The organism is Trichocoleus sp. FACHB-591 (assembly GCF_014695845.1).
In the GTDB taxonomy this organism is placed as follows: domain Bacteria; phylum Cyanobacteriota; class Cyanobacteriia; order FACHB-46; family FACHB-46; genus Trichocoleus.
This window is the reverse complement of record NZ_JACJPA010000092.1, coordinates 14,786-40,405: the sequence shown is the minus strand read 5'-3', so window position 1 is coordinate 40,405 and position 25,620 is coordinate 14,786. Positions and strand designations below refer to the sequence as shown.

The 25,620-nt window shown below is 48.9% G+C and carries 27 protein-coding genes; 10 read left to right on the top strand and 17 right to left on the bottom strand.

Going from position 1 to position 25,620, the window contains the following annotated elements; all coding sequences use genetic code 11:
- Together H6F90_RS16835 and H6F90_RS16830 are read left to right on the top strand one after the other, a co-directional pair.
- Entirely contained in the window at positions 1–534 is a 534-nt protein-coding gene (locus tag H6F90_RS16835; protein ID WP_190436414.1) for an Npun_F5560 family protein, read from the top strand.
- Positions 534–1,367 carry a hypothetical protein gene (locus H6F90_RS16830; protein WP_190553508.1) on the top strand — a complete coding sequence of 278 codons (834 nt, stop codon included), beginning with the start codon at positions 534–536 and terminating at the stop codon, positions 1,365–1,367. Before H6F90_RS16835 ends, H6F90_RS16830 begins: the two co-directional genes overlap by 1 nt.
- Here H6F90_RS16830 and H6F90_RS16825 read toward each other — a convergent pair.
- From H6F90_RS16825 to H6F90_RS16810, 4 genes are all read right to left on the bottom strand, one after another.
- A complete protein-coding gene (locus tag H6F90_RS16825; RefSeq protein ID WP_190553507.1) occupies positions 1,364–1,756 on the bottom strand; it encodes an STAS domain-containing protein in 393 nt (130 codons plus the stop codon). The genes H6F90_RS16830 and H6F90_RS16825 overlap by 4 nt on opposite strands.
- Before the next feature lie 323 nt (positions 1,757–2,079).
- Positions 2,080–3,003 (bottom strand): nucleoside hydrolase, encoded by a 924-nt coding sequence (locus H6F90_RS16820; protein ID WP_190553506.1) that lies wholly within the window; start codon positions 3,001–3,003, stop codon positions 2,080–2,082.
- Between the two features lie 24 nt (positions 3,004–3,027).
- A complete protein-coding gene (locus H6F90_RS16815) occupies positions 3,028–5,160 on the bottom strand; it encodes a mechanosensitive ion channel domain-containing protein (protein WP_190553505.1) in 2,133 nt (710 codons plus the stop codon).
- Positions 5,161–5,170: 10 nt separating this feature from the next.
- Complete coding sequence (locus tag H6F90_RS16810; protein WP_190553504.1) at positions 5,171–5,737, bottom strand: FHA domain-containing protein; 567 nt, start codon at positions 5,735–5,737, stop codon at positions 5,171–5,173.
- A gap of 293 nt (positions 5,738–6,030) precedes the next feature.
- Here H6F90_RS16810 and H6F90_RS16805 point away from each other — a divergent pair, with 293 nt between their 5' ends.
- Positions 6,031–7,995 (top strand): tetratricopeptide repeat protein, encoded by a 1,965-nt coding sequence (locus H6F90_RS16805; RefSeq protein WP_190553503.1) that lies wholly within the window; start codon positions 6,031–6,033, stop codon positions 7,993–7,995.
- A gap of 173 nt (positions 7,996–8,168) precedes the next feature.
- The gene (locus H6F90_RS16800) at positions 8,169–10,763 is read left to right on the top strand and encodes a PAS domain-containing sensor histidine kinase (protein ID WP_190553502.1); all 2,595 of its coding nucleotides are present in this window, start codon (positions 8,169–8,171) and stop codon (positions 10,761–10,763) included.
- Here the strand turns inward: H6F90_RS16800 and H6F90_RS16795 are convergent.
- Both H6F90_RS16795 and H6F90_RS16790 read right to left on the bottom strand, forming a co-directional pair.
- On the bottom strand, positions 10,760–11,626 hold the full coding sequence (locus H6F90_RS16795; protein ID WP_190553501.1) for a prohibitin family protein: 867 nt from the start codon (positions 11,624–11,626) through the stop codon (positions 10,760–10,762). The two genes, H6F90_RS16800 and H6F90_RS16795, sit on opposite strands and share 4 nt — an antisense overlap.
- Before the next feature lie 111 nt (positions 11,627–11,737).
- Positions 11,738–12,286 carry a methylated-DNA--[protein]-cysteine S-methyltransferase gene (locus H6F90_RS16790; protein WP_190553500.1) on the bottom strand — a complete coding sequence of 183 codons (549 nt, stop codon included), beginning with the start codon at positions 12,284–12,286 and terminating at the stop codon, positions 11,738–11,740.
- A 2-nt stretch (positions 12,287–12,288) separates the two neighbouring features.
- Between H6F90_RS16790 and H6F90_RS16785 the strand changes: the two genes are divergently transcribed.
- The gene (locus H6F90_RS16785; RefSeq protein ID WP_190553499.1) at positions 12,289–12,486 is read left to right on the top strand and encodes a hypothetical protein; all 198 of its coding nucleotides are present in this window, start codon (positions 12,289–12,291) and stop codon (positions 12,484–12,486) included.
- A 46-nt stretch (positions 12,487–12,532) separates the two neighbouring features.
- Here H6F90_RS16785 and H6F90_RS16780 read toward each other — a convergent pair whose 3' ends face one another.
- Positions 12,533–13,444, bottom strand: coding sequence for a glycosyltransferase (locus H6F90_RS16780; RefSeq protein ID WP_190553498.1), 912 nt, complete (start codon positions 13,442–13,444; stop codon positions 12,533–12,535).
- Between the two features lie 204 nt (positions 13,445–13,648).
- Here H6F90_RS16780 and H6F90_RS16775 point away from each other — a divergent pair, with 204 nt between their 5' ends.
- Positions 13,649–13,855 carry a hypothetical protein gene (locus tag H6F90_RS16775; RefSeq protein ID WP_190553497.1) on the top strand — a complete coding sequence of 69 codons (207 nt, stop codon included), beginning with the start codon at positions 13,649–13,651 and terminating at the stop codon, positions 13,853–13,855.
- Positions 13,856–13,989: 134 nt separating this feature from the next.
- On the opposite strand, the gene H6F90_RS16770 is transcribed toward H6F90_RS16775, so the two are convergent.
- On the bottom strand, positions 13,990–14,928 hold the full coding sequence (locus H6F90_RS16770) for a protein kinase (RefSeq protein ID WP_190553496.1): 939 nt from the start codon (positions 14,926–14,928) through the stop codon (positions 13,990–13,992).
- 309 nt (positions 14,929–15,237) lie between these two features.
- Positions 15,238–16,497, bottom strand: coding sequence for a DUF4912 domain-containing protein (locus tag H6F90_RS16765; protein ID WP_190436306.1), 1,260 nt, complete (start codon positions 16,495–16,497; stop codon positions 15,238–15,240).
- A gap of 812 nt (positions 16,498–17,309) precedes the next feature.
- Here H6F90_RS16765 and H6F90_RS16760 point away from each other — a divergent pair.
- Positions 17,310–18,137 carry a DUF2993 domain-containing protein gene (locus tag H6F90_RS16760; protein ID WP_190553495.1) on the top strand — a complete coding sequence of 276 codons (828 nt, stop codon included), beginning with the start codon at positions 17,310–17,312 and terminating at the stop codon, positions 18,135–18,137.
- Positions 18,138–18,183: 46 nt separating this feature from the next.
- Here H6F90_RS16760 and H6F90_RS16755 read toward each other — a convergent pair whose 3' ends face one another.
- The 3 genes from H6F90_RS16755 to H6F90_RS16745 form a co-directional block, all read right to left on the bottom strand.
- Positions 18,184–19,056, bottom strand: a complete 873-nt coding sequence (locus tag H6F90_RS16755; protein ID WP_190553494.1) for a phosphatidate cytidylyltransferase — start codon at positions 19,054–19,056, stop codon at positions 18,184–18,186.
- 187 nt (positions 19,057–19,243) lie between these two features.
- On the bottom strand, positions 19,244–19,846 hold the full coding sequence (cbiT, locus tag H6F90_RS16750) for a precorrin-6Y C5,15-methyltransferase subunit CbiT (RefSeq protein ID WP_190553493.1): 603 nt from the start codon (positions 19,844–19,846) through the stop codon (positions 19,244–19,246).
- Between the two features lie 160 nt (positions 19,847–20,006).
- Positions 20,007–21,533 carry an aminotransferase class I/II-fold pyridoxal phosphate-dependent enzyme gene (locus H6F90_RS16745; protein WP_190553492.1) on the bottom strand — a complete coding sequence of 509 codons (1,527 nt, stop codon included), beginning with the start codon at positions 21,531–21,533 and terminating at the stop codon, positions 20,007–20,009.
- Positions 21,534–21,621: 88 nt separating this feature from the next.
- Between H6F90_RS16745 and H6F90_RS16740 the strand changes: the two genes are divergently transcribed.
- Both H6F90_RS16740 and ychF read left to right on the top strand, forming a co-directional pair.
- A complete protein-coding gene (locus tag H6F90_RS16740; protein WP_242016931.1) occupies positions 21,622–21,849 on the top strand; it encodes a hypothetical protein in 228 nt (75 codons plus the stop codon).
- A 51-nt stretch (positions 21,850–21,900) separates the two neighbouring features.
- Positions 21,901–22,989 carry a redox-regulated ATPase YchF gene (gene ychF, locus H6F90_RS16735; RefSeq protein ID WP_190553491.1) on the top strand — a complete coding sequence of 363 codons (1,089 nt, stop codon included), beginning with the start codon at positions 21,901–21,903 and terminating at the stop codon, positions 22,987–22,989.
- Positions 22,990–23,170: 181 nt separating this feature from the next.
- On the opposite strand, the gene H6F90_RS16730 is transcribed toward ychF, so the two are convergent.
- From H6F90_RS16730 to H6F90_RS16710, 5 genes are read right to left on the bottom strand one after another with little or no spacing between them, the layout of a single operon-like run.
- Positions 23,171–23,344, bottom strand: coding sequence for a hypothetical protein (locus tag H6F90_RS16730; protein ID WP_206756187.1), 174 nt, complete (start codon positions 23,342–23,344; stop codon positions 23,171–23,173).
- Entirely contained in the window at positions 23,335–23,559 is a 225-nt protein-coding gene (locus H6F90_RS16725; RefSeq protein ID WP_190553489.1) for a hypothetical protein, read from the bottom strand. Before H6F90_RS16725 ends, H6F90_RS16730 begins: the two co-directional genes overlap by 10 nt.
- Positions 23,553–23,813: a hypothetical protein gene (locus H6F90_RS16720; protein ID WP_190553488.1), complete on the bottom strand. Its 261-nt coding sequence runs from the start codon at positions 23,811–23,813 to the stop codon at positions 23,553–23,555. Before H6F90_RS16720 ends, H6F90_RS16725 begins: the two co-directional genes overlap by 7 nt.
- A gap of 3 nt (positions 23,814–23,816) precedes the next feature.
- A complete protein-coding gene (locus H6F90_RS16715; RefSeq protein WP_190553487.1) occupies positions 23,817–23,969 on the bottom strand; it encodes a hypothetical protein in 153 nt (50 codons plus the stop codon).
- 6 nt (positions 23,970–23,975) lie between these two features.
- Positions 23,976–24,800, bottom strand: a complete 825-nt coding sequence (locus tag H6F90_RS16710) for an ABC transporter permease (RefSeq protein ID WP_190553486.1) — start codon at positions 24,798–24,800, stop codon at positions 23,976–23,978.
- Positions 24,801–24,940: 140 nt separating this feature from the next.
- On the opposite strand from H6F90_RS16710, the gene H6F90_RS16705 reads away from it, so the two are divergent.
- Complete coding sequence (locus H6F90_RS16705; RefSeq protein WP_190436286.1) at positions 24,941–25,498, top strand: DUF3172 domain-containing protein; 558 nt, start codon at positions 24,941–24,943, stop codon at positions 25,496–25,498.
- The last annotated feature ends 122 nt before the right edge of the window (positions 25,499–25,620 follow it).

Sequence of the window (25,620 nt, the reverse complement as noted above, 5' to 3'; positions counted from 1 at the left end):
ATGGATACAGGCAATTTTCAAGAAGTGCAAGCAGAAGTGGCTCATCTGCGTGAAGAATTGCAGATGAGAGACCAACTGGTGCAGCAGTTGTCTCAGGAACTGTTTCGGTTGGTAAAGGGCAATACAGGCTTTATGCCTAGCCCAGAGGCCTCTGAGCGTCATATGACTGAGATTCGGGCCTTACGTGAGCAATTACAGGGTGTAGAGCAACAAGTAACGTTCTACCAAGAACAGATCACATCACGGGATACAGAGATTTATCAGTTACGGCAGTCGGTGCAAGAACTGACCGATCGCAGCCGGATGCTAGAGCAAGTGGTGCAGGAACTCCCGCGAGTTTACCGAGAAAAGTTTGCTGAGCGCATTGCTCCGGTAAAGGAAAAGCTGGCGATGCTGCAACGAGAAAATCGTCAGCTTCATGCTGAGCTGCAAAGCGTCAGCTATCGCTTAGCAGTAAGAACTCGGCGTGCCTCCGGTTTGGATTTGCCTAGCTTTCCTCGACCAGGTTCTGCTACTTTGCCTAACTTTGGCTAATGCGTGAGGTTGTGATTGTAGTAGATGCTGAAATTGATGCGTCTAGGCAATCAGTTACATCTCCGTCTACCACTGCAAGAATGGTTGCGGCCTTAAAGCAAGCCATTTTAACTGAAGCGACAGGGTCATCTACAAGCCGATCTCATCTTGACAACTCGGCTCAGTCTATTTCGGTCATTCACAACATTCAAGTTTGCTCAGTGACTCAGCTACTACACCTAGAAGCCATTGTTAATGCTTCGTTACCAGATGTAGGTGTGGAAGCTACAAAATCTGAGTCTCTACTGTTGTGCCCGTTAACTCTTAATTTACCGAATACTTTTGCTTGGGCAAGACAAACCATCCACCAGCAGTGCCGAGACGTTGACGGTTTACAGCAACTGGTAGAGCAGCAATTGGGATGCTCTATAGGGCAAGGCGGCTATTGGCTACCTATTGTCTACACAAAAAAAGGCCCCCTTTATGGGGAGGCCATTACCCTAACGAACGAACAAGTTTTTGAGGAATCCTTCAATACTCCTCCACTTGGCTATTCTCAACCCTGCCATTTGTCTGATGCTTGGCGGCAACTACTCTATGAGCTAGGCTATCGGCTCTTGCAGATGTTATCTGCTCCCCCGGCTACCTACCTGCTCCAGTTTGGGTTTCAGAGGCAAGCAATTTGCTTCGATCGACTTTGGCCGTTTCCAGCCGCACCTGCGATCGCGAGTTTGGGGGTGCAAACTCCTGACCTATTTGCCTGCCATTGGCGCTGCCTTACAGGTCAACCCATCCTAGATTTAGTCGTGCCCGCTTCAGCCCGATACCAAATCTATAGCGGCGAACCGACCTAAGCTGCTACAGGCCCAGAAGTCTTAGACGGCGCTGATTTTGCTGCAACTAGCTTCATCACCGGGGGCAGTTCAGCAAATAAAGTTTCAATTTCTTCCACAATCTCGAAGACTTGGTCGAGCTGAGTGATTTCAAGGATCAGCTTCACCGAAGCCTGCAAATTACAAATAATCAGGCGGCAATTACACTCGTTTGCAGTGTTGAGTCCGGTAATTAATGCCACTAATCCAGAACTGTCAATAAATTCAACGTCGGTCAGATCGAGGATCCAGCAGCTATGACGCTCGGATGCGATCACCGCGATTTGGCGTTGTAGAGCTACACTACCCTCAAGGTCTAAACGGCCCTGAGGTTGAAGTACTACTGTTCTGCTTAGTTTTTGATCAGTCATAGTCCTAGCACGGTGAATGGCATCTGGAATGACAGAACTGCACTTGCAAGCAAGCATGGCTCTGGGACTTAAACCCTGAAACTATTACCTAGAAGGACAAGCTGAGAAACCTCAGCTATGTTTGTATGATTCCTAGAAAGGTATTAGCCTGCCCTCAATATAAAAGTCTCACTGTCAGAAGCTCAGTAATTTCCCTTAACTTTGCTGAATCTTCATCTCTATTTCCGGTTTGATGAAATTTTAGCCTTGAAGCTTTTGCCGCTAGCCTACGTAGCTATCTCAGCATCTAATTGCTGGCTTACTGAACTTGCTGGCTCACTAGGCTATCGGGACCACTGCTGGAGGATGTAAGTGTAAAAGCGATCGCGCTCAACTTGAGTCATCATGCGGATTTTGCGGCCTCCGGGGGATAGTTGGGTGCGGCCTTGGCTGGGTCCGGTGGTGGCGATCGCCGTTTCGACTTCTTGCAGCTCATAGAATTCTGGATGAGCTAAATAAGCTGTCGCGAGGACATCCCAGAAATAGTAGTCCTGCGGAATCACTAAGGCGTAGCATTGTCCGGCGAAGTCGGAGAGTCGATATTTGCGTTGCTTGGCGAGACGGTGAGCAAACTCTGAGGTGACAGGCACTTGATTAGTGATGTCGAGGGAACACAGCACGATGGAAATATTGCTGCGCCAAACGCGATCGACAGCGATAGGGTCCCAGTAAGCATTCCATTCGGCTGAGCCGTCCTGACCTGGTTCGATCGATTTCTCTACGTTACCTGGCACCTTCACTGCGCCGCCCATCCAGACAATCTCTTTGATTTTGGCTTCGATGTCTGGGGCAGTATCTAGGGCGATCGCGACTGTGGTTAATGGCCCTGTGACCAACAGCGTTACTGGTTCTGGAGCCTCCCTCAGCGATCGCACCATAAAGTCCTGTCCTGACTCGGGTACTAAAGGCGTTTGGATGGTTTCTGCCTCATTCAGAATGGGCAAGTGATCTACAATCCACGAATCTCGCCGATAGAGGCGGGGAAAGGGATTGATGCCTCGGACGGTACTAACTGCCACCGGAACTTCCTCTCGACCCGCTAGATCGATGATTTTGCGCGTAGCACTAACGGCAGGCTGAATGTAGCAATCGGCTGGTGTCACCACGACTCCTAGAGGGTGTAGGTGCCCCATCGTCATCAGTAGCAGCGTTGACAGATAATCATCAACGCCTCCATCGTGATCCAGCAAAACTAAGGGTTTAGACATCCTGATTCTCGGTGGATAAACGACTCAACGATCGCTGATGTCTGTCTCATCGGTATTCTCTCCATCAGCATTCTCCGCATTGGCATTTTCTTCATCGGCATAAAAGCGATAGAAAACATAGCCATCTTCAAACGGACGCTCATCTAAGACGTGGTGAATCACACCTTGCTCAATCAAGCTCTGGCCTAGTTGAATCGCTGCCTCACGGGTACAGTTTTGAGTTTGCACAAACCATTCCACCGCTTCGGCTCCTGTGAAGCAGGCAGGATAAAGATTCAAGCGATAGCGACGGTCTTGAATTTTGAGTCCTTTTGGCCCTCGCATCGTTGTAATTAGGGCCTCCAGATCTGAGTGGCTGGAGTCGTCAAGGGCGAGCATGGTGACAGTAGCTCCAGCAAATCCATCGGGGGATTCAGGCAAAGTGGGAATGGGGCGATCGCTAGATTTATTTCCGTTTGATATTGATCGCTGCGGTTTCCAGGACGGGAACGACGGTGGTTGCAACGAGGCCAACAACTGCTTGAGTTCGGGCGATCGCACATGTAGATCTCGCTGCGGAAACGGAATTTCAATCTCATTGCGGCGCAGCGAAGCTTCAATGCGGTAGTAAATATCGCTTTTGACTCGGAACTGTTTTTTCGGCTCTCCAGTCCACACCAGCAACTCAAAGTTCAAAGAATTGTCGCCAAAGCCTTGAAACCAAACTTCGGGTTGCGGTTTCACCAACACCTCAGGATGGCTCTTGGCCGCCTCCAAGAGCGCTGCCTGCACCTGCTCGATGTCTGAGCCGTAAGCAACTCCTACAGCCAGCTTCAATCGCGAAACTGGATCACCGTGGCTCCAATTGATTACCTCACTCTCCAAGAAACGAGAGTTGGGCACAATAATCGTTACTTGGTCGAAGGTACTAATCTCTGTGCTCCGGGCTCCAATCCGTTTCACCGTGCCCAACAGCTCATTGACTTTAATCAAATCGCCGACTTGGATCGGTCGCTCTAACGTGATGATCAGACCACTGATGAAGTTGTTGGTGATGTTCTGAACGCCGAAGCCAATCCCCACCCCCAGGACGCTAGCCAGAATGGCTAAAGAACGAACATCTAAACCCCAGATTTGCAGCAGCACAATCAAGCCTAAGAAGGTCATGACGTACTGCGTTAAGACAGCCAGCAGTTCTTGCACTCGCGGTTCAGCGCCCGTCCGAGCGAGGACGTAGAACCGAAACAGGCGAGTTAGGCCGCTGACGGCAAACCACAATCCTGATGTAAAGGCTAGGAGCAACAACAGTTGCAGCGCTGAATAGTTACTCTCGCCTAAGCTGACCACAGGCACGGTCAAGAAGTTGAACAGACGATAGCGCCAACTGCGAGCTTCGGGAAAGAGATCTGTCACGTACCAGGCCACCGCAGTCCAAAGCCCTGCTTGCAAGCCGATTAAGGCTAAGTGCAGCAACAATTTAGCAGGCTGCTCCCAAGGATGGAGAGACGAAGCAGGATGCCCTAGATGCCGAGCTAACTGTCGGACTAAGAAACGTTCACCCACCCATAAAATTAGCTGGATGGCGATCGCGCCTAACAACACAACTGAGCTAAATACCAAGGCTTGCTGAAAATAAGCAGAACCACGCTCTAGCTGGCCTTGCCGTACTGCCGCCTCAATCAAACGACTCCAAAATCGGCCTTGACTGACTGGGTTCGTGCCTTGCAACACATCCCGCTCGGTGACGGTAAGCAAAGTGCGATCGTTGGGTTGGCTACGAATAATAGTTTGTTGATTTTCTTCGGCTACCTCAATCACGGCGGGTTGAGGAGAGCGCACTTCCTGCTCTAGCGCCGCATTGACGATCGCCGCCCGCTCCAAGGCAGTGAAATTGCCAAAATTACCAACTTGAAACAACACCCGACCATCGAGCACCACAGGAGATTGAGCAGCTCGATTACTGGAGCTAGTCTGAGCCAACCCTGAGCTGGGGATGAATGTGAGCCAGAGCGTTAGCCAACAGGTTAGCAACCCCAACCAGAACCAACCCCAACGCCGTTGCACCCGCCGCGATCGCCCATCGTGCCATACGAGCCGTCGCCGCCATCCTTGCCACGCTCGTTGCAGCCTTGAGTCATGCGATCGCAGGCGGCAAAACGTAGGCTTCGGAGCAGTCATCAGAGAATCCTCACGAATTAGGAGCAGGACGAGTGGGGGCAGGGGTTTCTGGGACTTGAGGCCGCGATCGCTCTAGCAACGTGCTGACTAAGCCCCAAGCTCCTACCCCCATCAACAACAGCACAATACCGCCGATCAGCCAAATTACCATCGTGTTTTTGTGCAGAGCGCTAGGCTGTTGGTCAAAATGAGTGCGCTCTCGGTTCAGAGCGGTGGCGTTGGGGTCACCTTCCCCCATGACCGTAGCGATAATTTTGTAGGGTCCGATGCGAATGGTATCTTTACTAGAAAATGGATGACTGCCGGGACGAATCGCCCGACCATTTAGAAAAGTACCGTTAGCACTGCGATCGGTGATATAAAGCTGAGAGTTCGCGACTGTGATCAGGGTGTGAAAGCGCGAAACTTCTTTGTGGGCTAACTCTAGATGGGAGATTGGTTTGTCGCCCAGATTTTCTGGCATTTGGTCCCGTTCTCGACCAATTGCGATCGGCGCAGCGAGCAATGGTTGCTGCACCTCTCCAGTTGCTGTGTCTTCCCAAACTAGTTGTACATACACAGACTCATCAGTAGACATGGCACGCCTTCTAGCAGCTAGTTCCTACTACTTCACCACCTTGGATTTGTGGGGTTGTTGGACTAGGCAAAGCCCACCGCAAACAACCCAAATCAACAAAGCTAACGGGTGGAATACTACTTGATTACCGTCGGTATGATAAACCATCGAGCCTGAAATGCGTATTGGAACTGGGAAGCGATCATTGCCCAGCGGACTAAGCATGGGTAACTCGATTGAAACTTTTTCCGTAGAAAACTTTCAATTTACTAGCGGCAGGTTAGTAGCAACGACTTTGAGGCACAGGGCATAGCATGGGCTTAAATCTTTTACGGTTACTGCAATCACCGAACCCTGACAAACCCCTGGGTGGACGTTATAAAGTCCTGAGCAAGTTGGGAGCAGGAGGTTTTGGGCAGACGTTTCTGGCAGAAGATATGCATTTGCCCGACCATCCTTGCTGCGTGGTCAAGCAACTGAAACCTCAAGTCACCGATGCCAGCAGCCTGCAAACTGCCAGGCGCTTATTTGATACCGAGGCCAAAGTGCTTTACCAACTCGGTAGCCATGACCAAATTCCTCGGCTCATGGCTCACTTCGAGGAAGACCAAGAGTTCTATCTGGTGCAAGAGTTTATTGATGGGGCATCCCTTTCCGAGGAGCTGATTGCTGGACAGCCTTGGCCCGAAGCGCGGGTAGTGGCATTGTTGCAAGATATTTTGCACGCTCTTGCCTTTGTGCATGAGCAGAATGTGATTCACCGCGACATTAAGCCACCTAATCTGATGCGTCGCCGTCAGGATGGCAAAATCGTGCTGATTGATTTTGGTGCCGTGAAACAGGTGAGTACCCAAATTGTCACTGCGAAGTCTGGACATACGAATCTCACCATTTCGATTGGCACTCAGGGCTACATGCCCAACGAGCAATTGGGCGGCAACCCTCGCTTTAGTAGCGACCTTTATGCAGTCGGGATGATCGGCATTCAAGCGCTCACAGGCGTTCATCCTCGACATCTCAGTGAAGACGTCAAGACTGGAGAAATCCAATGGCACGACCGTGCTACTCATGCGACTCCTGAGTTGGCAGATTTTCTCGATCGCATGGTGCGGTACGATTTCCGGGCCCGCTACACGACCGCAAGCGATGCCTTGGCCGCGTTACAAGCTTTACCTGCTGAATTATTAGCCGCGATCGCTGTCTCTGTCCCCCCTAGCCCGATCGCTGAAAATACAGCAGATTTAGACACAGTTGCCATCCCAGCCCAAGCGACACCTCCTACAGTTACCGCTCCTACCGTAGCTGTAGCAGGTCCGCCTGCGAATCAGCCTGTTCATGCTGCGAGTAATCCGCTACCTTCGACTACAGCACTCCCAGAGACACAACCTTCTCCCTCGGCTAGAAGTTCCATACCTACGGCTGTTTTACCGAGTGCCACCCAGAGCCAAAGCGTGAAGCCCAAAGCGATTTTGGCAGTTTTAGTAGCGATCGCCGCTACTTTCTTGGTTGCCAAAGCTTTATTTACCGCTAAGCCTGCTACACAGACCGCCTCTAATTCAGCCACCACCGCCCAACCTGCTTCCTCTCCCTCCGCCAACCCCAATCCTGCTACTACCCCAGCCCCCTCTGCTCAAGTCACCGCTCCTCAAGCCGCATCCCCAACCCCTGCTGCGGCACCGATTCCCACCGCTCCCAGTGCCGCCCCCGCTCAACCTCCGATCGCCCCGCTCTTGGCACAAGCGGATGGTTTGCGCAGCGCCAATCAGCCAGAGAAAGCTTTGGCTCTGTACGACCAAGCGATCGCCCAAGACCCAACCAACGCCGCTGCCCAATGGGGCCGTTGCTACAGCTTGAACCAATTGCAGCGTCCCGGAGAAGCCATTACTGCTTGTGACAAAGCGCTAGCAAGTAATCCTAAATCTCCAGAAGCCTTGTGGAGTAAGGGTTATGCTCTAGATCAGCTCAAGCGCCACTCAGAAGCGATCGCCCTCTATGACCAAGCGATCGCCCTGAAACCCAACTTTGCAGAAGCTTGGAGCAACAAAGGATCGGCATTACTGCTACTAGATCGGCCGGATGAAGCAGTTGCAGCCTATGACCAAGCCACCACATTGAAACCTGACTTAGCTGAAGCTTGGAATAATCGCGGTGTAGCGCTTTGGAGCTTGCGGCGCTTTGATGAAGCGGTGACCTCAATTGATAAAGCCATCCAAATCAAGCCAGATTATCCAGACGCCATTCAAGTACGGCAGAAAATGCGACAAAAGTTAGGGCGCTAAACAAGCTAAATAAACAGGGGCACCTTTTCTCAGGACTGTTTACTGGTACAAGTTGTTTAGGTATTCGTTATCCTGATTTAGAACCGACCTGAACGGCAGGCTGGATGTTTGAGCCTACCTAAATATTCGTTTGGCTACTTTTAAAACTTATTTCATTAAACTTGATCTCATTCATGCGCACTAGTACAGAAATTTCTATAGAAATTGAGGAGAAGTTTGGATTTGTTCCACCTTTTTTCTCACCTGCGTTAGCAACTCCAGCAATCCTAGAAAACCTTTGGCAGCAAACTCTAGCAGCCTATATCGAAAATCCCTTGCCCGCATTATTTAAGGAAAAACTTTCAGGTTATCTTTCCCGCTTCTGTCCAGTTCCCTATTGCCTCATCTGCCACAGTTGCTCGCTTTATGCACTGGGCATGCAAGCGCCAGAAATTCTAGCTTTTCTCGAATTAGCGCCTCCCGACCAACAAGAGATCGATCGCCATCTCGAGCGGCTAGCGGCACAGACAAACGTAGCACAGCTTTTCTCAGAGTTGAGTTCAACTCTAAATGAGAGTCTGCTGTGCTGTGCCATCTTTATCGCGTTACAAGCAGACCGAGCCGAAGATTGCCGTCGAGAGCTGCGCCAGCTTTTAGGCAATGAGAATTATCACTATCTTGTCACCTTCATTGCTTACATCAAGACTAGCCATGAATGGATGAAAGCTCACCCGGATGTCACTTATGAAGCTGACAGACGCTTTCAAGAAAATTTTGCGACTTTGGTTGAGCAAGAGCCTCGGCTAGCAGATTTTTTCAATACTTATTGGCTAAGAGTTCAGCAGGAGTTGTTAGGCGGGGCGGGCTGGATGCAACCCCAAGCAACCAACGCGGCTGAAGCGGATAGAGAGGTGGCAATGGCGATCGCCAATGTCAACTTTGCTCAGGCGATCAACTCTGCCTCGGATGGCATCTTATTGAGCGATCCTAACCAGAACGATAATCCAATTATTTACACCAATCCTGCTTTCTCTCGAATTACGGGCTACTCCGCCACAGAAGCTTTGGGTCGTAACTGCCGCTTTTTGCAAGGCGAAGCCACTGACCCCAACACAGTCGCTCAGATTCGCCAGGCGATCGCACAACGCCGAGAGATCCAAACCACAATCCTGAACTACCGCAAAGATGGCCAGTCTTTCTGGAATCAACTCAGAATTTCTCCAGTTTGTACCAAGGGCGGTGAGCTACTTTACTTTGTTGGCCTCCAAACAGACATTACCGAGCGCGAGCAAACGGAAGAACAAATTCGCGAACATGCGTTGCTCTTTAACCATTCCCAGGATGCCATTCTGGTTTTAGATCTAGAAAACCGCATTCTCTTTTGGAACAGTGGTGCAACTCGCTTGTTTGGTTGGGCAGCCAATGAAGCGATCGGACATTACCTGGATGAATTGCTATTTGACGAACTGGGTCCAAGCCTCCAATCTGCTCAAAAAGCGGTGAATCAACAGGGAGAGTGGCAAGGTGAGTTGTGTCAACGCACAAAAGACGGCAGGCAGGTAACGGTTGAGAGTCGTTGGTCTTTAATTCGGCAAAACCAGATCCCTAAATCAATCTTGATCGTCAATACTGACATCACGCAGAGAAAACAAGCAGAGAATCAACGCTTACGGACTCAGCGCTTCGAGGGCATCAGTACCGTGACTAAGGGACTGGCCCATGATCTCAACAATGCGCTCGCACCCATTTTGATGGCAGTCCAACTGCTCTCCCAAAAGCTGCAAGATGAACAGAGCCAGCAACTCCTGGTGATGTTAGAGAAGAATGCCAAACGGAGTGCTAGTTTGCTGCAACAGGTACTGGATTTCGTCCGGGGAATTGAGGGCGAAAAGCGAACCATTGACGTGAACCAATTAATTTCAGGGGTTGAGCAAACTCTCAAACAACAATTTCCCCGAAATATCCTAATTCGGACTAACCTAGCGGTTACAGACCTTTGGCTGATTACGGGAGACGCTGAGCAACTGCATCAAGCCCTAATCTGTCTCTGTGATAACGCTCAAGATGCCATGCCCAACGGCGGTATTCTCCGCCTAGTTGCAGACAACCTCTGGATTGATCCGAGCAATATTTGGGCGCACCCCGTCTCTAAGCCTGGTCCCTATGTAGTGATTACGGTGGCTGATACAGGGCTGGGGATTTCTGGAGAAAACCTCCACCGTATTTTTGACCCCTTCTTCACCACCAAAGCCTTTGGTCAAGGGACAGGCTTAGGGTTATCAACGGTAGTGGGCATTATCAAAGGGCATGGAGGAGCCGTGGATGTATCCAGTGCTATCGGCAAAGGGTCGCAATTCAAGGTGTATTTGCCTGGCATCCCTCGTCCTACCCCCGGCAATAATTCACCCTTACTCAGCACCGAAAGTAGCTTAATTTTGGTGGTTGAGGGCAATTCAGATGCTCGTGAGATGAGCAAAACCCTGCTGGAGAGTTGTGGTTATCAGGTTTTAACGGCAGGTGATGGCATTGAAGCGATCGCCCTCTATGCTCATCACTGGTCTGAGATTTGCTTAGTGGTGATCGATATGGCCGTTCCAGAACTCGATGGCCCCACCGTGATTCAGGCATTGCACAAAATCAACTCGCAGGTTTGGGTTGTTGTCAGCACTGACAAGCCACTCCCTGATCTCGTCAGTACTGAGCTAAGAAGCAATATTAAGGCCGTGCTCAATCAGCCTTACACGCACGAGGAACTGACGAACACGCTACAGACCATTTTTAGGCGCTAAGTGCCTTCCGACCTGAGTTTGGGTGCTTGCTGTAAATTACCCAGGTTGAACAAGAAGGGGACGTTATTTCCCTTATCACCCATGACTAACACTTCAGGCATTTGAGAACCACCCTGCCGCCAAGCTTCGATCGCTTCTTTTTGGAGCACGAGTTGGCCTCCTTCGGCTTTGAGAGTTTCGGCTAGCAGGCGTTGGGCTTCGGCTCGGCCTCGTGCCCGGTTAATGTCTGCTTGGGCTTCTTGCTCGGCTTCTTGCGCCACATATACGGCTCGCTGTGCCCGTTGCTCCGCGATCTGCTTCTCCTCTACGGCTCTGGCAAACTCTGGTGAGAAGGTAAGATCTACCACGCTCGTATCGATCACCAAAATGCCGTACTTTTCCAATCGCTGACCTAGGGCTGTGTCGAAGTCTTCTTTGAGGTCATTGCGCTTGGTAATAGCTTCTTCGACTGTTCTTCTCGCTGCCGCAATCTTGAAGGATTCTTGAGTTTGCGGCGCAATGATTTTGGAGACAATGTTTGCCAAGGTGCCTTGCTTACGCCGAATCTCCACTACTTCAGCTGGATCAATCCGAAAGTTGATGGCAAAGCGGGCCGATAAGTCTTGCAGATCTCGCGTGGAGCTTTGGGCAGGCACTTCAAATTTCTGTACCGTTAAGTCGTAGATCGCCACTTGGGAAACCAGAGGCGGTTTGAAGTGCAATCCTTCTTCAAGTACCCCATCTTTGGCCTTGCCTAAAATGCTCAGTACTCCTGCTTCACCAGGATTGATGACAATAAAAGAATTGAAACTGACTAAGACTAAAACAGAAGCGATAACCCCTAGCACCAGTGATTGCCAGGTCTGCAAATATTGGCTTTTCAAAGCTGTATTGGCTATTAGTAGCCTTGAGTGCGATCGCCCCTATTATAGTGAGTCTCAAAAAATCCCGTGGATAACTCACTCCAGCAGTGACAACTAAGAAAATTCTGAGCGCTACAAATACTGACGTTCTTGAGCCAGCAACGCCTGTTTACGTTCTAAGCCCCAACGAAAACCACCCAGCGAACCATCACTTCGCACCACTCGATGGCATGGCACTACCAGCGCTACCGGATTAGTTGCACAAGCCCGCGCCACTGCCCGCACTGCTTGTGGTTGCCCCATCATTTCGGCCACTTGTGAGTAGGAGCGAGTGTCACCGTAGTTAATGGAACGCAGAATCTGCCAAACGCGCCACTGAAACGCTGTGGCTGGGATATCCAAAGGTAAATCTAGGCGCGGTTCCCGCCCTGCCAAGTGTCTCAGAAGTGATGCACTCCAAGCTTGCAAATTTGAATCATCTGAGTGCATGTTAGCGGCAGGAAAATCTTGGCGTAAGGCAGCTACTAGCTTCTCCTGTGAGTCACCCAGCGCAACGGAACACAGACCTTTTGGCGTGGCCGCAACCAGCAGTAACCCCAACGAGCAGGACGCAGTACTAAAGCACACTTGTGCTCCTTTACCCCAACGCTGGTCAGTTGCTGGAGTCAGGCCCAACTCCAAAGATGATTGTTCCTCTAGAGCAGGAGTTAAACTGCAACCCGCATCAAAGCCTACATTTAACACTGATTTACCTGTTGGCAGTTTTGTTAGCGATCGCCTTCCACAACTTGGCGATCACCCCTAATCATAGTTCTCCTCAAACAATTCCTGTAGCTTGCTCTATAGCTTTGCGATCGCCTTCACAAGAGCCAAAACAATAACCAAGCCTAGAACTCACGATATAGACTCGGATTGAATAAAAGTACCTTACGATGAAAGACTTTGATTTTTTTGCGAGTATTGGGCTCTTCTAGCCAAACGGATCAGAAATGGGGAAAAAATATTTACTATTTTTCTGAATTTAACTTTTGGAGTATCCCAACTTCGCCTCGACAAAACTACATTCAAAGATTCTGTGAAAAATTCTTTAGAACTTTCCAACAATCTTTTCTTCGGCAACTCAAGATTTATGCAAAACTCTTCACTGACTCTATTTGTGGGTTGCCATGCAGCAGCAACATCAAACTTTGTTCTCACATTCATATTGTGAGCGGTCATTAACCACATAGGAGTTGTAAATACATGATAAACCTTATAGTTTGAGATTTGATCATGACCATACTTCAAGACAGTTTCAAAATTCTTATGATCCTCAATCAAGGTGTAGCATGGTGCAGTTAACCACTCTCGCAGGAAAGCCTTTTGCTCTTTTAATTGATATAAATAGCCAAAGGGGAAATTAATAAACTCAGAATCTTGCTCCCGAAACTGATTTTGTATAGTGGAAATAAATTTTCGGGATACAGCATCGTCACTATCCAGGTTAGTAGTGATAATGTGTGTAGTTGTTTTTAAAGTTTTTTCAGAGATCGCCGCTTTCAACTCACTCAGACAATTTTCTTTGCTGCTGATATAAACAGGCAGAATTTCAATATTAGAGTGAGAACAATAACTTTGAATTCGTTCTCTGAATATGCTTGGCAATTCAGCGTCCAGAAGTATTAGCCAAGTAAACTTTTTTTCTGTTTGTGCTTTAACAGATGGATAGCAAGTTTTCTCAAAAATATCTAATCTGTATTTTAAGAAGTCTATGTTATTTCGCTCTTGCTGCGATCGCGGTTTGGAGATATTCCAATCTATATTGATTCGTGTAATCAAAAAATGTTGAAAACTGCTCATTGTTTCAAAGCTCCAAAGTTTAGTTAGACAACTTCAGACATCTCTCAACGCAAGATTGACGTAGATGCTCCAGACAAACCAACTATTTATTTGGACTGAAACCCTAACTATGTAGTTAGGCTGGCTAATTTAATGAATTTTCTTTACGCCCTTCTTTGTATAGAATATTTAACCTACGTTCTACATACTCCTTTGGATAGAACTATGTCTGCATTTATATGCATCTCCACACATGACTACGAGCAGCGGCAATACTACGCTCAGCAGCGAGTTTGGTGGCATAACGGTGGAGTTGTGCGATCGCTCTTTACTAGCCCACAACCTAGCGATCGCGCCTGTGATAACTCATCAAAAACTACTGCGATCGCTCTCTATCACCCAGCGATCGTACCTAACCATGGTCTTCTGTGAAATAGTGCACTTATTTTGTAGCAACCTAATTTAGAAGATTGATGATCGCTGTAGTATTGAGTAGCGCTTAATGACTTTGGCTATCTGCACTTCTTAATAGATAAATATTTATCTTTGCTTCTTTGAGTACGGAATTATATAAGGTCGTAGTCTCTTTCGCCTGTATAGTCTAAATGATGAGAAATAGTCTGGATCATCACATGAGAATCCTCTATTGCTCTCATTCTTTGTCGAATCTCGTCTAAAGTAAGGGTTGTAACCAATCTAACCTCTACATCAGGAAAATATTGCTTTGACTTACTTATACTTACAGCCTCTTCTTTTAGAATATTCTGTAGTGAATTAGTGTCACTTTCACATTCGGCTCTAAATTTATAAAGCTTCAGTTTCACTGGATTTACCTTTAAAAAATCGATCATATATTCAATTTTTTCACTAACAATCGTAAAAATATCAAAATAATTTCGTCTGATATCATTTAAGTTAATCTGGTCATCTAAACTTTCTAAAAAGTAAGACTTGGCTTCTTTTCCAAAAGGAGAATTTGTCAACAACTGGCTTAGAAGCTCTATTAACTGCTTTGTATCAGAACTCAGACAATTAAATTTTACTTTGTCAGAAGCTTCTGACAAAGAGCTCATATACATAATATCGATAATTTTAACGTCTCCTTCTTTTGTTATTAATATATTCTCACCATGGAGATCCATATGAGCTAATCCTTGAGCATGAATATATTGAACTTCAGAAATTATTGCCTTGCCAATATCAAACGCTTCTTTAAGCTCCAAGTCGACACAAAATTTCTCAGCTAGAGTGCATCCATTCACATATTCCATTACAATGCATTGTTCTTTACCTTGGCCTGGAACTTGTAACTTTTCAATCGAATATATTTCTACAACATTGGGATGTTTTGCTCTCACTAATGCCTGAGCATGTTGAAGCACCGTAGAAACATTTTTACTTTCTCGCAAAACCTTGATCGCAACACTTCGCCCTATCTCATCAGTTCCTAACCAGACATCAGCAAAGGTTCCGTTACCGATAGGTTTCTCAAAATAAACTTCCATATCTCTCTTTCCGAGATTTCTTATTTTTGAAGACTAACTATTTACTGCATGTATTTATCCCATCTAAAATCCTAGATTAGGATATTTAGGTGTGCTTTTCTGCATAGTTTGCCAATGTAGATATTTAAGTGAGCATATTTTTTGGCATTTTAGACTCGTGAATCAGCTTAAGATCCCTTGATAGGTAGTTAGGCACAAAGAACTGGCATCAGACATCGTATAAGAGATGGAAGCGATAGCTTTCAAGAATAAAAAACCCCGATCGCGTGACCAGGGTTTTTTTGTTTTTAGTTGTGTAACTTTAAGGAATTAGGACAGCCATTCGGGAACGGCTTCTTCCTTGGTGTTGGTATTGCGAGAAGGCGTTTCGCGAGTGAAATTCATGTGGATCGATCGCGTTTGTTCGCCATCTGCTGCCACCGCCATGATGGGGTAGTCGATCAAGCCATCTTGGAACGACATTTGGAAGCGGAACGTGCCGTCTGGGTTGAGCTTGATGGGGCGACCGCCAATCGTTACCGTCGCGTCGGGTTCGGTAGCACCGTAGACGATTAGTTCCGCATCAGCAACTAGCCAAAACTGACGGGGGCGAATGGGAGGGGCGGAAGCAAAGCCAGCTCCAGACATGCCGACACCAGACATATTCAAGCCAGAAGCCGTGGGGACTGCCCACATGCCGACGCCAGAGGGGAAGACATAAGAGCTAACTGCTTGCTCGTGTACAGGCACTTGCTGCATCGAGCCGTAGAGCGAACCCGCGACCCGCTGAGCTTCCGTCGTTTGTGCCATACCAAAAATGGCATCGTAGATGGGGTTGCCAGCAGCATCGATCGCGGCACCTGCATCGTAGCCAGTTGTAGCCGCAGCAGCTCGCTTAGCAGGTGGAACCAGCTCTAGGAAGGTCTTACCGCGTAGATCTTCTTCCCAACCGAGTGAGATGAACTGATCTTCAATCCAGTCAGAGGGATACACGGGAGGCACCCGCACCGGAGCAGAACGCGCCAACACCAACCAGCGACCGTCCGCACAACGATAACCGATATCTACGACATAGTCGCGATCGCTGACTGGAACGGGTAGATACCACTCACGCGCCAATTCATCGCTGGGAAACTCTTGAATGCTGTGGGGGCTCTGGTATTCCAGGCTTACATCTGTCACATCATAAAGACGCAGAGCCAGTTGTTGACCACCTTGACGGCGCAAGTCTTCCTTGTGCTCATTGGGGATATCCCAATAGGTGTAAGCCCACTGTGGGTCACGAGGCATCAGAACAATGCGGCTCTCTCCATACCCCTCAGGGAGATCGGCCAATCCTTCATCAACGGCAGCTAGCGAACCTCCTGTACGGTCTTCTTGACCTACATCAAACTTTGCTGCTTCCACTTCTTCTTGTGCCTCCAGCGTGCGAGATGGACTGAGAGAAAACTTGGTGCGTTGCACTTCTTGAATCGCTGCTAGCAGCTGATCTTTACGCATGCGGCTATAGCGAGAAATATTGCATTCGCTAGCCACTTTACGTAGCTGCCGCAGAGTCATCTCTTCTAAAGGTGGACGTTCCTTAGCCATGAGTTAGGGTCTCCAAATAGTTTCAACGGCAAGTAGATCACTAGATGACTTGACGCATAAGCGAGTGATGCATGCCTGCTCGTAGACTCTGCACAATCGTTACCTTTCGCTCTGTAGCCCCTCCCTACTTGCAAAACGAAGATGATCGATATGAGGCAATGTTCTAGCTCATTGGCTAGAAGACTACGCTCGAAAGCAGGCTAGTGAGTTCGAAAAAACTCTACATTCCTTGTGCGAATTCCTGAGTAACCCAGTGATTGATCCCGCGATTGCTAAAAAGTATTGAGGATTGATCCCCGTTGCTTTTTTCCATCGTCAACGGTTTAGGAAAAGTGGTTAGTAAACCAGAATTCGTTTGGGATCGCTGGGATCGTTAGGTTACTCATATGTTGCAGAAAAGATTTAATTGGGTCAAGGGGTAAAAGTGGCAATTTTAAGCACTTCTACGCATTTACAAGGTGACCGGGGATCATATGTCATGATTTTATAACATTACTTAAGGGCTGGGGATCAAGTATCTATACACTTTGGCGATCGCCAGCTTACTAGGCTCAGCACCTAGTTATGAACTGATGACATTTGCTCCACCAACGTCATGGTGGGAATTTTGCAGCCTTCCTGTAAGCTTTTTTGCAGTGGAGGTTGCATGATGCACGCATGGCTCTGCAACCTTTTGGGCTGCAACTAACGTCATTGCTTGCAGTACGCAATCTCGCTCTATCTAATCGCTTGCTATTCTCAGGTTGCAGTCTGAGCAGACAGTTACGGCGACATCATCTGTGTTCTCTACCCTTTTCTCCAGTTCTAAAGCAATGGATTCTAGCTCCAGTTCTCCTAAAGTGGGTCCTCCCGCTCCTGACTCTGCTCAGCCCCAATCTCCTGTAGATTTAGCTGCCAACTCACCCACCCCAAAGCAAAGCCAACTGATCAGCAAGGTGTTGTCGCCCGCAGTTAAGCTGTGGTTGCGATCGCAGGTGGAGCAGGTCGAAGAGTTGCAAGTCAAGATTGAAGGGGGCGATCGCCGCATCCTGACAGGTCAAATTCAGCGAGTGGGGATCACAGCTCACAAAGCGATTTACCAAGGGCTGCATCTCAGTCACTTGCAGCTCGTTGGAGAAAACATTCGGATTAATTTGGGTCAAGTCATGCGGGGCAAACCGCTGAATTTGCTCGAACCGATCCCCGTCACAGGCAGCTTAGTGCTAGAAGAAGCAGACCTGAATGCTTCACTGTCTGCCCCTTTACTTGCCAACGCTTTGGCAGAATTCTTAGCCACTCTGTTGAAATCAGAAATTCAAGCGGTTTTAGATGCGCCCCTGCCTGGGCACCAAGCGATCAACTTGCAAAACTCGCAAATCATTATTGCTGCGGGTCAACTGACGCTCAGTGCCAGTCTGGTCGCTGTGAGTGGAATGCTGACCCCAATTGTGATTCGTACTGGGTTGCGGCTCAAAAACGGTCATACTTTGCAGCTCGATCGCCCCCAGTGGTTGACTCATCTGCAGGCCAAGCGGGGTCTGCCTTTAGGCGATCTGGACGGCTTTGAAATAGACCTAGGCCCAGAAGTAGACCTTCAAGAATTGTCTTTAGAAAACAGCACCCTAGTTTGTCGCGGTCGCGTTATGGTCACGCCAGCATAGAAATCAGAAAAAGGTAATGCCTTTGGCATTACCTTTTTCTCTTTATTTAAGCCTGAGGTAAAAGCGGCAGTAGCAGCGTCACGAAATAATAGACCAGTGGCGCTGTAAACACGTAACTATCGGCGCGATCGAGAATGCCACCATGTCCAGGGATGAGCTGTCCCGAATCTTTGACTCCTGCGTCTCGCTTCATCATCGATTCTGTCAGGTCTCCTAGTAAGCTGGCAATGCCGATCAACAGACCCAAGGCAAAGCCAGTTAGGGGCCACCCGGACCAATCTAGCCACCAGGAACCAGCGATCGCAACGGCAATACTGCCAAACACCCCAAACACTGCTCCTTCTACTGTTTTCTTGGGGCTGATGTCTGAAAGGCGGGTGCGACCAAAAAACTTACCAAAGGTATAAGCGCCAATATCAGCGGCCCAAATACAGCAGAATGCGAGCAAAGTTGCCGTCAAACCTTGGGGTAGCGCCTGCAAATTGGTCCATTGCTCAGGCCAGTAGCCCCAAAGGGGAAGATTGCTGTGCTCAAGAGTGCCGAGCGATCGCAGCCTCACCCAATAGCTCGGTAAATAGCCTCCATAAAACAGGCCCATGATCGAGGCGGAAATATCGGCGATCGTGGCAAATTTGGGCTGAAACAGGAGATAGAAACAGATAAACGTACCCGCAACGGGAAACACAGCGTCTGCTAAATTTGGGGCGATTGGGGAGAGCACCAATAACGCTTGACTGACGACCAACGTTGTCTTAGCAGCAGGTAAGATCCCTTTAGCGCGAACTAGTTGAAAGTACTCTAATTGGCCTAAATAAATGAGCACACCAAACGCCAAGGTGTAGTACCAGCCCCCCACAACTGTCAAAGCTAGAGCCAGGGCGATCGCAATAATTCCACTAACAATCCGAGACCAAGGCATAAGATAGGTTTCTTACATGAATTGTTCACCCCGCAATTCCTACAGTATGGGACTTTTCTAGAGTCCCTGAGGAATCGGTAGGCACACTCCAATCTGGCCTCAGTCTAGGCTAGAGCCGAATCATAAGGTTAGCTGAAGGTTAAGAATTACTTTGGCACACTTTAAGCAATTCGGAGCAAATTCAAGCTCACTCTAGCTTCTCGCCGCTGAGGACAAAGATCGGATCTACTGAAGCAAAGGTTTGATTCATGCCTCGCTTCTCTAAACGGTTCATGGCCGATTGCACCACTTCAATATTGCGAACCTGCAATTCCGAAAAGCTCTCGGAGGCGGCATACAAACCCTCCAGGCTGGAAGCAGTCACAACCACCCGCCCCTGTAAATCGAGATGTTCCCACGCAGCTTTTAGGATGGTTTTAATCGAACGGCCACCCTCCAGGCAAACGCGGTTGGGTCGATACTGAATGCTTTCCAGGCATTCGGGGGCACTGCCTTCCACGATTTCCACATTCTTAACCCCAAAGCGATCGCAGTTCCGCCGAATTAAACTCGCAACCTCTTCATCTCGCTCGATCGCCACAATCCGCCCCTTTGGGCATAGCAAACCTGCCTCCACCGGAATTGTGCCTGTCCCCGCCCCAATGTCCCACAGAATCGAGTCTGAGCATAAACGTAGATGAGACACCAGCAACAACCGCACCTCCCGTTGGCTCATCGGAATCCCAGGCAACCGCTCGAACAGATCATCAGGAATGCCGGGAGTCACATAGGGCCAGAGGGGAGAAGACATGGCTTTAGAGGATGAAGGATGAGGGAGGAAGGATGGAGATCAAAGAAGCGAAAACAAAGAAAATTAAAGGAATGCCTTCATCGTAATTCCTACCAGTCTAGAAAAATTAGTGCTGGTCAACACTGAATTTAGAGGTTTAGCTAAACCTTTATTCATTGCTTTAAGCTTTTTCATTCCTTATCCTTCCTGCTTCCTCTTGCACCACTTTTAGTGTTTGCAAGCTAACATCCGCGCAACCTGTGATGAAGCCTCCTGCTGCTAGGACTTGTCGTAGATAGTTGATTGCTTCTGATGCGATCGCTTCTCCTGGCACCAAGACGGGGATTCCGGGAGGATAGGGGCAAACCAGTTCGGCGCTGACTCGATTCACTGCTTGGGCGATCGCCACCGTTTCAGTAGGAGCAAACCAAGCGTCACGAGGAGTGAGGAGCGAGGAGTAAGGAGTGAGTAGGGGAGTTGGCTCCTTCGTTTGCGAATCAACACGGAGCAGAGGGTAAGTTTGTGGTTGGTTGCGATCGCTCCGTGTTGCTAACTGTTGCAAGGCTGCTACTAAATGTTGAATATCAGCTTCGGTGTTGCCCAAGCTAATGATGAAAGTGAGGTGTTGTAGAGAGGGCAGTTCGGCGGTCACGCCAAATTCCTCGTTGAGGATTTCATCGGCTGCAAAACCCGTCAAACCTAAACCTGAAACTGTCACAGTTAAGCGGGTGCGATCGAGCGTTGTAAATCCGGAAGAACTTGCCTGTTCTAGTTGCAAAACTTGCAGGCCAGGAATTTGGCTAATTTGGGTTCTGGCTAAGTCTGCGAGTTGCAAGGTCTGGGTCATCAGTGCTTGGCCTTGAGTTGCCATCTGTTGACGTGCCGCATCTAGTGAAGCCAACAAGAGATAGCTGGGGCTGGTGGATTGGACAAGTTGCAAGGCTTTGGTAAGGCGATCGCGATCTACCCGTTCTCCTTGGACGTGCAACATTGCCGCTTGGGTCATGGCTGACAGCACTTTATGAATCGATTGCACCGCCAAATCAGCTCCAGCAGTTAAGGCAGCAGTTGGCAACTCTGGATGAAAAGCAAAATGCGGCCCATGGGCTTCATCAACTAATAAAGGAACGTTGCGATCATGGGCGAGTTGGGCGATCGCCTGGACATCTCCACAGACCCCGTAATAGGTGGGGTAAACCATTAGCACGGCCTTGGCATCGGGGTATTGCGTTAGGGCAGCAGCTACGCTAGCAAGGGTAATGCTATGTACCAAATCCAAAACCGGATCGTACTCTGGCTCCACAAACACCGGAATTGCCCCAGAGAGAATCAAACCTGAAATTGCGGATTGGTGAACGTTGCGCGGCAGAATAATGCGATCGCCCGGATTGCAAGTTGCAAGAATAGCTGCAATTACACCACTAGTAGAACCATTTGCCAAAAACCAAGTTTGCTCCGCTCCAAAGGCTTGTGCAGCTAGCTCTTGCGCGGCTTGGATTGGTCCTTGAGGCGCAAATAGGTTATCTAATTCCACCAACTCTGGTAGATCAGCTCGAAAGACTTCAGATCCTAAGAGATTAGAGAGTTGAGTTGGAATTCCTTGCCCGCGTTTGTGTCCCGGTGCGTAAAACGGTGTGTTGGGTCGTTGAGCACAATGCCGTAAAGCATCAAGCAGAGGCGTTTGGTGTTGTAATTCGACAAGATTCACAGAATTTATGAGGTCGTTACTTATGAGAGATGGCAATAGTGCGCTCGCCCTTTACCGTGGAAGCGTTATCTAACGGAGCGCGATCGCCATGTACATGATTAGCATTCCAGAGCCACAAATCCCCACACCGGGTCCAGGTCCATTAGAACCAAACCCAGGCCCGATGATTCCAGAACCCATTCCTGGCCCTGTGCCCGAACCAATTCCCCAAGTAGTCCCTGAAACCATTCCTAGCCCAGTTCCTGAGCCTGTTCCCGCACCAATCCCACAAACAGTCCCCGCGCCAATTCCACAAACGATTCCGGAACCGCAATAAAATCAATATCAGCCCATCTGCTGAATTGTTTACTCACGCAACCGAACTGACATGCTAAGAGCCGGGATTGTTGGACTGCCCAACGTCGGAAAATCAACTTTATTCAATGCTTTGGTCGCTAATGCCAAAGCTCAAGCCGCCAACTTTCCTTTCTGCACCATCGAACCAAATGTTGGCGTGGTCGCGGTTCCTGATGAGCGGCTGCAAGCCCTTGCTCAGATTTCTAGCTCAGCAGAAATTGTGCCCACACGGGTTGAGTTTGTAGACATCGCTGGATTGGTGAAAGGTGCTAGCAAAGGGGAAGGGTTGGGCAACCAATTTCTCGCCAACATTCGTGAAGTCGATGCAATCGTGCATGTGGTGCGCTGCTTCGAGAACGACGACATCATCCACGTCTCCGGTTCGGTTGATCCAGTCCGCGACATCGAAGTGATCAACCTAGAACTAGGATTGTCTGATCTATTTCAGATCGATCGCAAGATTGAGCGCACTCGCAAAAATGCCCGCACCAGCAAAGAAGCTCAAATTGAGCTGGGCGCACTGGAAAAACTAAGCGCCGCCCTCAACGAAGGCAAACAAGCTCGCCAAGTAGACCTGAACGAGGAAGAAGAAATCATCGTCAAGCCATTGGGTCTGCTAACTCGCAAGCCGATCATCTATGCCGCCAACGTTTCAGAAGATGACCTCGCAACGGGGAATGCTCACGTGGAGCAAGTACGGCAGTATGCAGGCTCAGAAGCCCAAGTGGTGGTCGTTTCGGCTCAAGTTGAGTCAGAACTGATCGAAATCCCCGAAGATGAGCGCCAAGATTTCTTGGCTTCCTTGGGTGTAGAAGAAGGCGGCCTCAAATCCCTCATCCGCGCCACCTACGAGCTCTTGGGTCTCCGCACCTATTTCACCACTGGTCCCAAAGAAACCCGCGCTTGGACGATCAAAGCGGGCATGTCTGCGCCTCAAGCTGCTGGCGTGATTCACTCCGATTTTGAGCGCGGCTTTATCCGAGCTGAAACAGTCGCATACAAAGATTTGACTACCACAGGTTCGATGACTGCCGCTAAGGAAAAAGGCTTAGTTCGCAGTGAAGGTAAAGAATACATCGTCCAAGAAGGCGACGTACTACTCTTCCGCTTCAACGTCTAAGTTTTAACGATTGAAGAGTTTTTTGAGGTGGGCGAGCGCTCACCTTTTTTGTTGCCCATTTACCCCCATAGGGCGCGTTGCAACGCACCACTCTAAGAATTTATGGAGGCGATCGCTTACCTCTTTCGGGCATCACTCGGGAATTGAGTTCGGTGCGTTGCAACGCACCATAGGCGATCGCCTATTTTTTCTTCTTACCCTTTTTCTTAGGTTTCTCAGAAGAAGATGAGCCGAAACCTGAAACTTCTGGTTTGGGTTGAGCGACTGTAGAGAAATCAACCACGGGACGTTGAGAAGCTGCAAATCGGCGTTGGCGCAACTCTAGCTTGGAGACCATGCCTAGATCTAGCTGCACCTCCTCCCAATCGCCCGCGATCGTTTCATCCACTCGATTTGCAAAAAAGCTCTTTCCATGACTGGGGCAGCTTCCACCGCCTTTAGGTCCAGCAATGCTACAACCAGCATGCCGTTCAGCACTGGGTTGTTCTTGGTAAACTGCCCTAACTGATGAGTGATCGCGGCAATAGATTGCTCTCGTGTTTCTGGATGCTGCTCAGCGATCTTTACCAAAGCCTCAGATGCTGCGGTTCGTGCCGAAAGCCCATGTGTTTTATCAGCCAGGTAAGTACTAAGAGCATGATTGCTACTGCACCAATCATGCCAAACACTTCTGGCAATTCTTCTCCGATCCAGGCATTGCCTTCGTCATCCATCCGGTGCAGCAAGCTCAGCAAAGGCTCGATCGCAGCTTCAGCTCGCAATCGTCCCAGCGATCGCCAAGCATGGATCGATGCCCAAATCTCTAAACCCTCGGACTCTAGCAACCATCATTCTTCGTCAGCTGCCATCCGAATCAAGTCAGGAATATGCTCTGGCCCTAGTTCTAGTGCTTTGAGGTAGTCGGGCCAGTCAGCTATCGAGTCACGACAATCCCCAAAGGTCAAGAGACGATCAACGGGAGGAGCATAATCTGAGGCCATGATTGCTTAATCCTGTTGATGAGAGAATTTGTACGCTCCAATCGCGGAGAGAGCGATCGCCGCTAACAGTAATACCCCAATGCTATACCAAGGAAACTGGCTCAACGGTAAGTAGGCTGCAGCTCGTAAGCCAATGCTGGCATAGGTCAGTGGCAGCAAATACACAATTCCCTTGAGCGCCACAGGTAATGCTGCGGGATCGAAAAATGTGGCTCCGAGAAATGACATCGGCACAATCAAGAAGTTGTTGTAGAGACCCACACTTTCGAGCGATCGCACGCTCAAGCCCACAATCACACCCAAGCCTGCAAACACCGCACAATTTAGCACTAGCAATAGCAGAAATAGTGGATTTAAGAAGCTCCAAATCTTCCCGGTAAACAAGATAGCAACCAGAATGACTGAACCTGAAGTCATCAAACCCCGAATCACACCCGCTAGCATCTTGCCGAGAAACAACGACAAAGGATGCACCGGGAGCAACAGCATTTCTTCAAACGTCTTGGTAAATAGTCGCTCTCCACAAATTGAGAAAGTGGTGCCGCCAAAACTAATTGCCATTGACGACAACGCCACCATTCCAGGCAAAATAAATTGCAAGTAATTCTCGCCTGCGGAGGGCTGAGCCACCTTGTCTAGAGAACTGCCCAAACCCAAACCAAACGCCAAAATATAAATAAGAGGCGATACTAAACCAGACGCCGCAATTTGGGCAATCCGGATTCTTAAATCTAGCCAATCTCCCCACAAGACTGTGAGGCTGTCTCCCAAAATGTTTTGAGTGGGTGAATTGAAAGGTTTTCCTTGTCGAAATGGAGATGAAGAAGTCACGGTTAATCGCTCAAAAACTTGACCACACAAGCCTTCCTATTGTCACACGGCTCAGATTGCCGAAAAATTAACGGCATACTGGGAGAAGAAGCGCAGTTGCAACGTTACTTTGTTATTTACTTAAAATTCAATCAGTCGCCATGAATCGCAGACCTAAGCCTTCACCACCTCCAGCTCGTCCTGCTGCTAGTCCCAGCCGCAACGGCTCATCGTTTGCTTCAGCGTTAAGCGCCACGACGCTAGCAATTTTGAGCGGTGTCTTTATTTTAGGGATTGGCATTGGCATTGCGTTTAGCTCTGTGGCTAGCTCTGGGCCTGAGAACGTGGCTACTCGTGAGTTTATTGACCGAGCTGCTCCTAACCCAGAAATCTGTGTGCAGTACGGCGCTAGCGCGATCACAATGGACACCAGAGTGTTTGTGACGCTCAACCCCTTTAGTGTGTATATTTCTCAACCCAAGATGCAGCCAGGATGCGTCTTACGCAGCAGTAACTGGGAAGTCCTCCGGCAACGTAACTTAATTTCCGGGGATCAACTGCGTGAATGTAAAAACCGAATGAATACCTTTGGTTTTACTGGAACCCTGGAAAGCTCACCCCAAATCAGTTGCATCTATCAAAACGACGCAGCACAAAACCTCTTCCTGAATCAGTCTGGTTCTGGCGGTGCGCCCCTACCCGAAAGCGACAAGTTCTAATCCAACACGTGCAATTTAGTTAAACAGAATTCCGCTCTAGTTAGTCTGGCAACGCTGCAACTAGGGCGGAATTTTTTATGGATTCAATTTGCTAGTGAAGGAACTTGTGTGAAGCATAGGCC

Excerpts from the sequence above, each read along its gene's own strand:
- H6F90_RS16705 (WP_190436286.1), top strand. The coding sequence starts at position 24,941 with ATGAATCGCAGACCTAAGCCTTCACCACCTCCAGCTCGTCCTGCTGCT.
- H6F90_RS16760 (WP_190553495.1), top strand. The coding sequence starts at position 17,310 with ATGGATTCTAGCTCCAGTTCTCCTAAAGTGGGTCCTCCCGCTCCTGAC.
- H6F90_RS16800 (WP_190553502.1), top strand. The coding sequence starts at position 8,169 with ATGCGCACTAGTACAGAAATTTCTATAGAAATTGAGGAGAAGTTTGGA.
- H6F90_RS16715 (WP_190553487.1), bottom strand. The coding sequence starts at position 23,969 with ATGGCCTCAGATTATGCTCCTCCCGTTGATCGTCTCTTGACCTTTGGG.
- H6F90_RS16830 (WP_190553508.1), top strand. The coding sequence starts at position 534 with ATGCGTGAGGTTGTGATTGTAGTAGATGCTGAAATTGATGCGTCTAGG.
- H6F90_RS16815 (WP_190553505.1), bottom strand. The coding sequence starts at position 5,160 with ATGACTGCTCCGAAGCCTACGTTTTGCCGCCTGCGATCGCATGACTCA.
- H6F90_RS16755 (WP_190553494.1), bottom strand. The coding sequence starts at position 19,056 with ATGCCTTGGTCTCGGATTGTTAGTGGAATTATTGCGATCGCCCTGGCT.
- cbiT (WP_190553493.1), bottom strand. The coding sequence starts at position 19,846 with ATGTCTTCTCCCCTCTGGCCCTATGTGACTCCCGGCATTCCTGATGAT.
- H6F90_RS16775 (WP_190553497.1), top strand. The coding sequence starts at position 13,649 with ATGTCTGCATTTATATGCATCTCCACACATGACTACGAGCAGCGGCAA.
- H6F90_RS16825 (WP_190553507.1), bottom strand. The coding sequence starts at position 1,756 with ATGACTGATCAAAAACTAAGCAGAACAGTAGTACTTCAACCTCAGGGC.
- H6F90_RS16785 (WP_190553499.1), top strand. The coding sequence starts at position 12,289 with ATGATTGTTCCTCTAGAGCAGGAGTTAAACTGCAACCCGCATCAAAGC.
- H6F90_RS16740 (WP_242016931.1), top strand. The coding sequence starts at position 21,622 with ATGTACATGATTAGCATTCCAGAGCCACAAATCCCCACACCGGGTCCA.
- H6F90_RS16810 (WP_190553504.1), bottom strand. The coding sequence starts at position 5,737 with ATGTCTACTGATGAGTCTGTGTATGTACAACTAGTTTGGGAAGACACA.
- H6F90_RS16780 (WP_190553498.1), bottom strand. The coding sequence starts at position 13,444 with ATGAGCAGTTTTCAACATTTTTTGATTACACGAATCAATATAGATTGG.
- H6F90_RS16770 (WP_190553496.1), bottom strand. The coding sequence starts at position 14,928 with ATGGAAGTTTATTTTGAGAAACCTATCGGTAACGGAACCTTTGCTGAT.
- H6F90_RS16820 (WP_190553506.1), bottom strand. The coding sequence starts at position 3,003 with ATGTCTAAACCCTTAGTTTTGCTGGATCACGATGGAGGCGTTGATGAT.
- H6F90_RS16805 (WP_190553503.1), top strand. The coding sequence starts at position 6,031 with ATGGGCTTAAATCTTTTACGGTTACTGCAATCACCGAACCCTGACAAA.
- H6F90_RS16765 (WP_190436306.1), bottom strand. The coding sequence starts at position 16,497 with ATGGCTAAGGAACGTCCACCTTTAGAAGAGATGACTCTGCGGCAGCTA.
- ychF (WP_190553491.1), top strand. The coding sequence starts at position 21,901 with ATGCTAAGAGCCGGGATTGTTGGACTGCCCAACGTCGGAAAATCAACT.
- H6F90_RS16835 (WP_190436414.1), top strand. The coding sequence starts at position 1 with ATGGATACAGGCAATTTTCAAGAAGTGCAAGCAGAAGTGGCTCATCTG.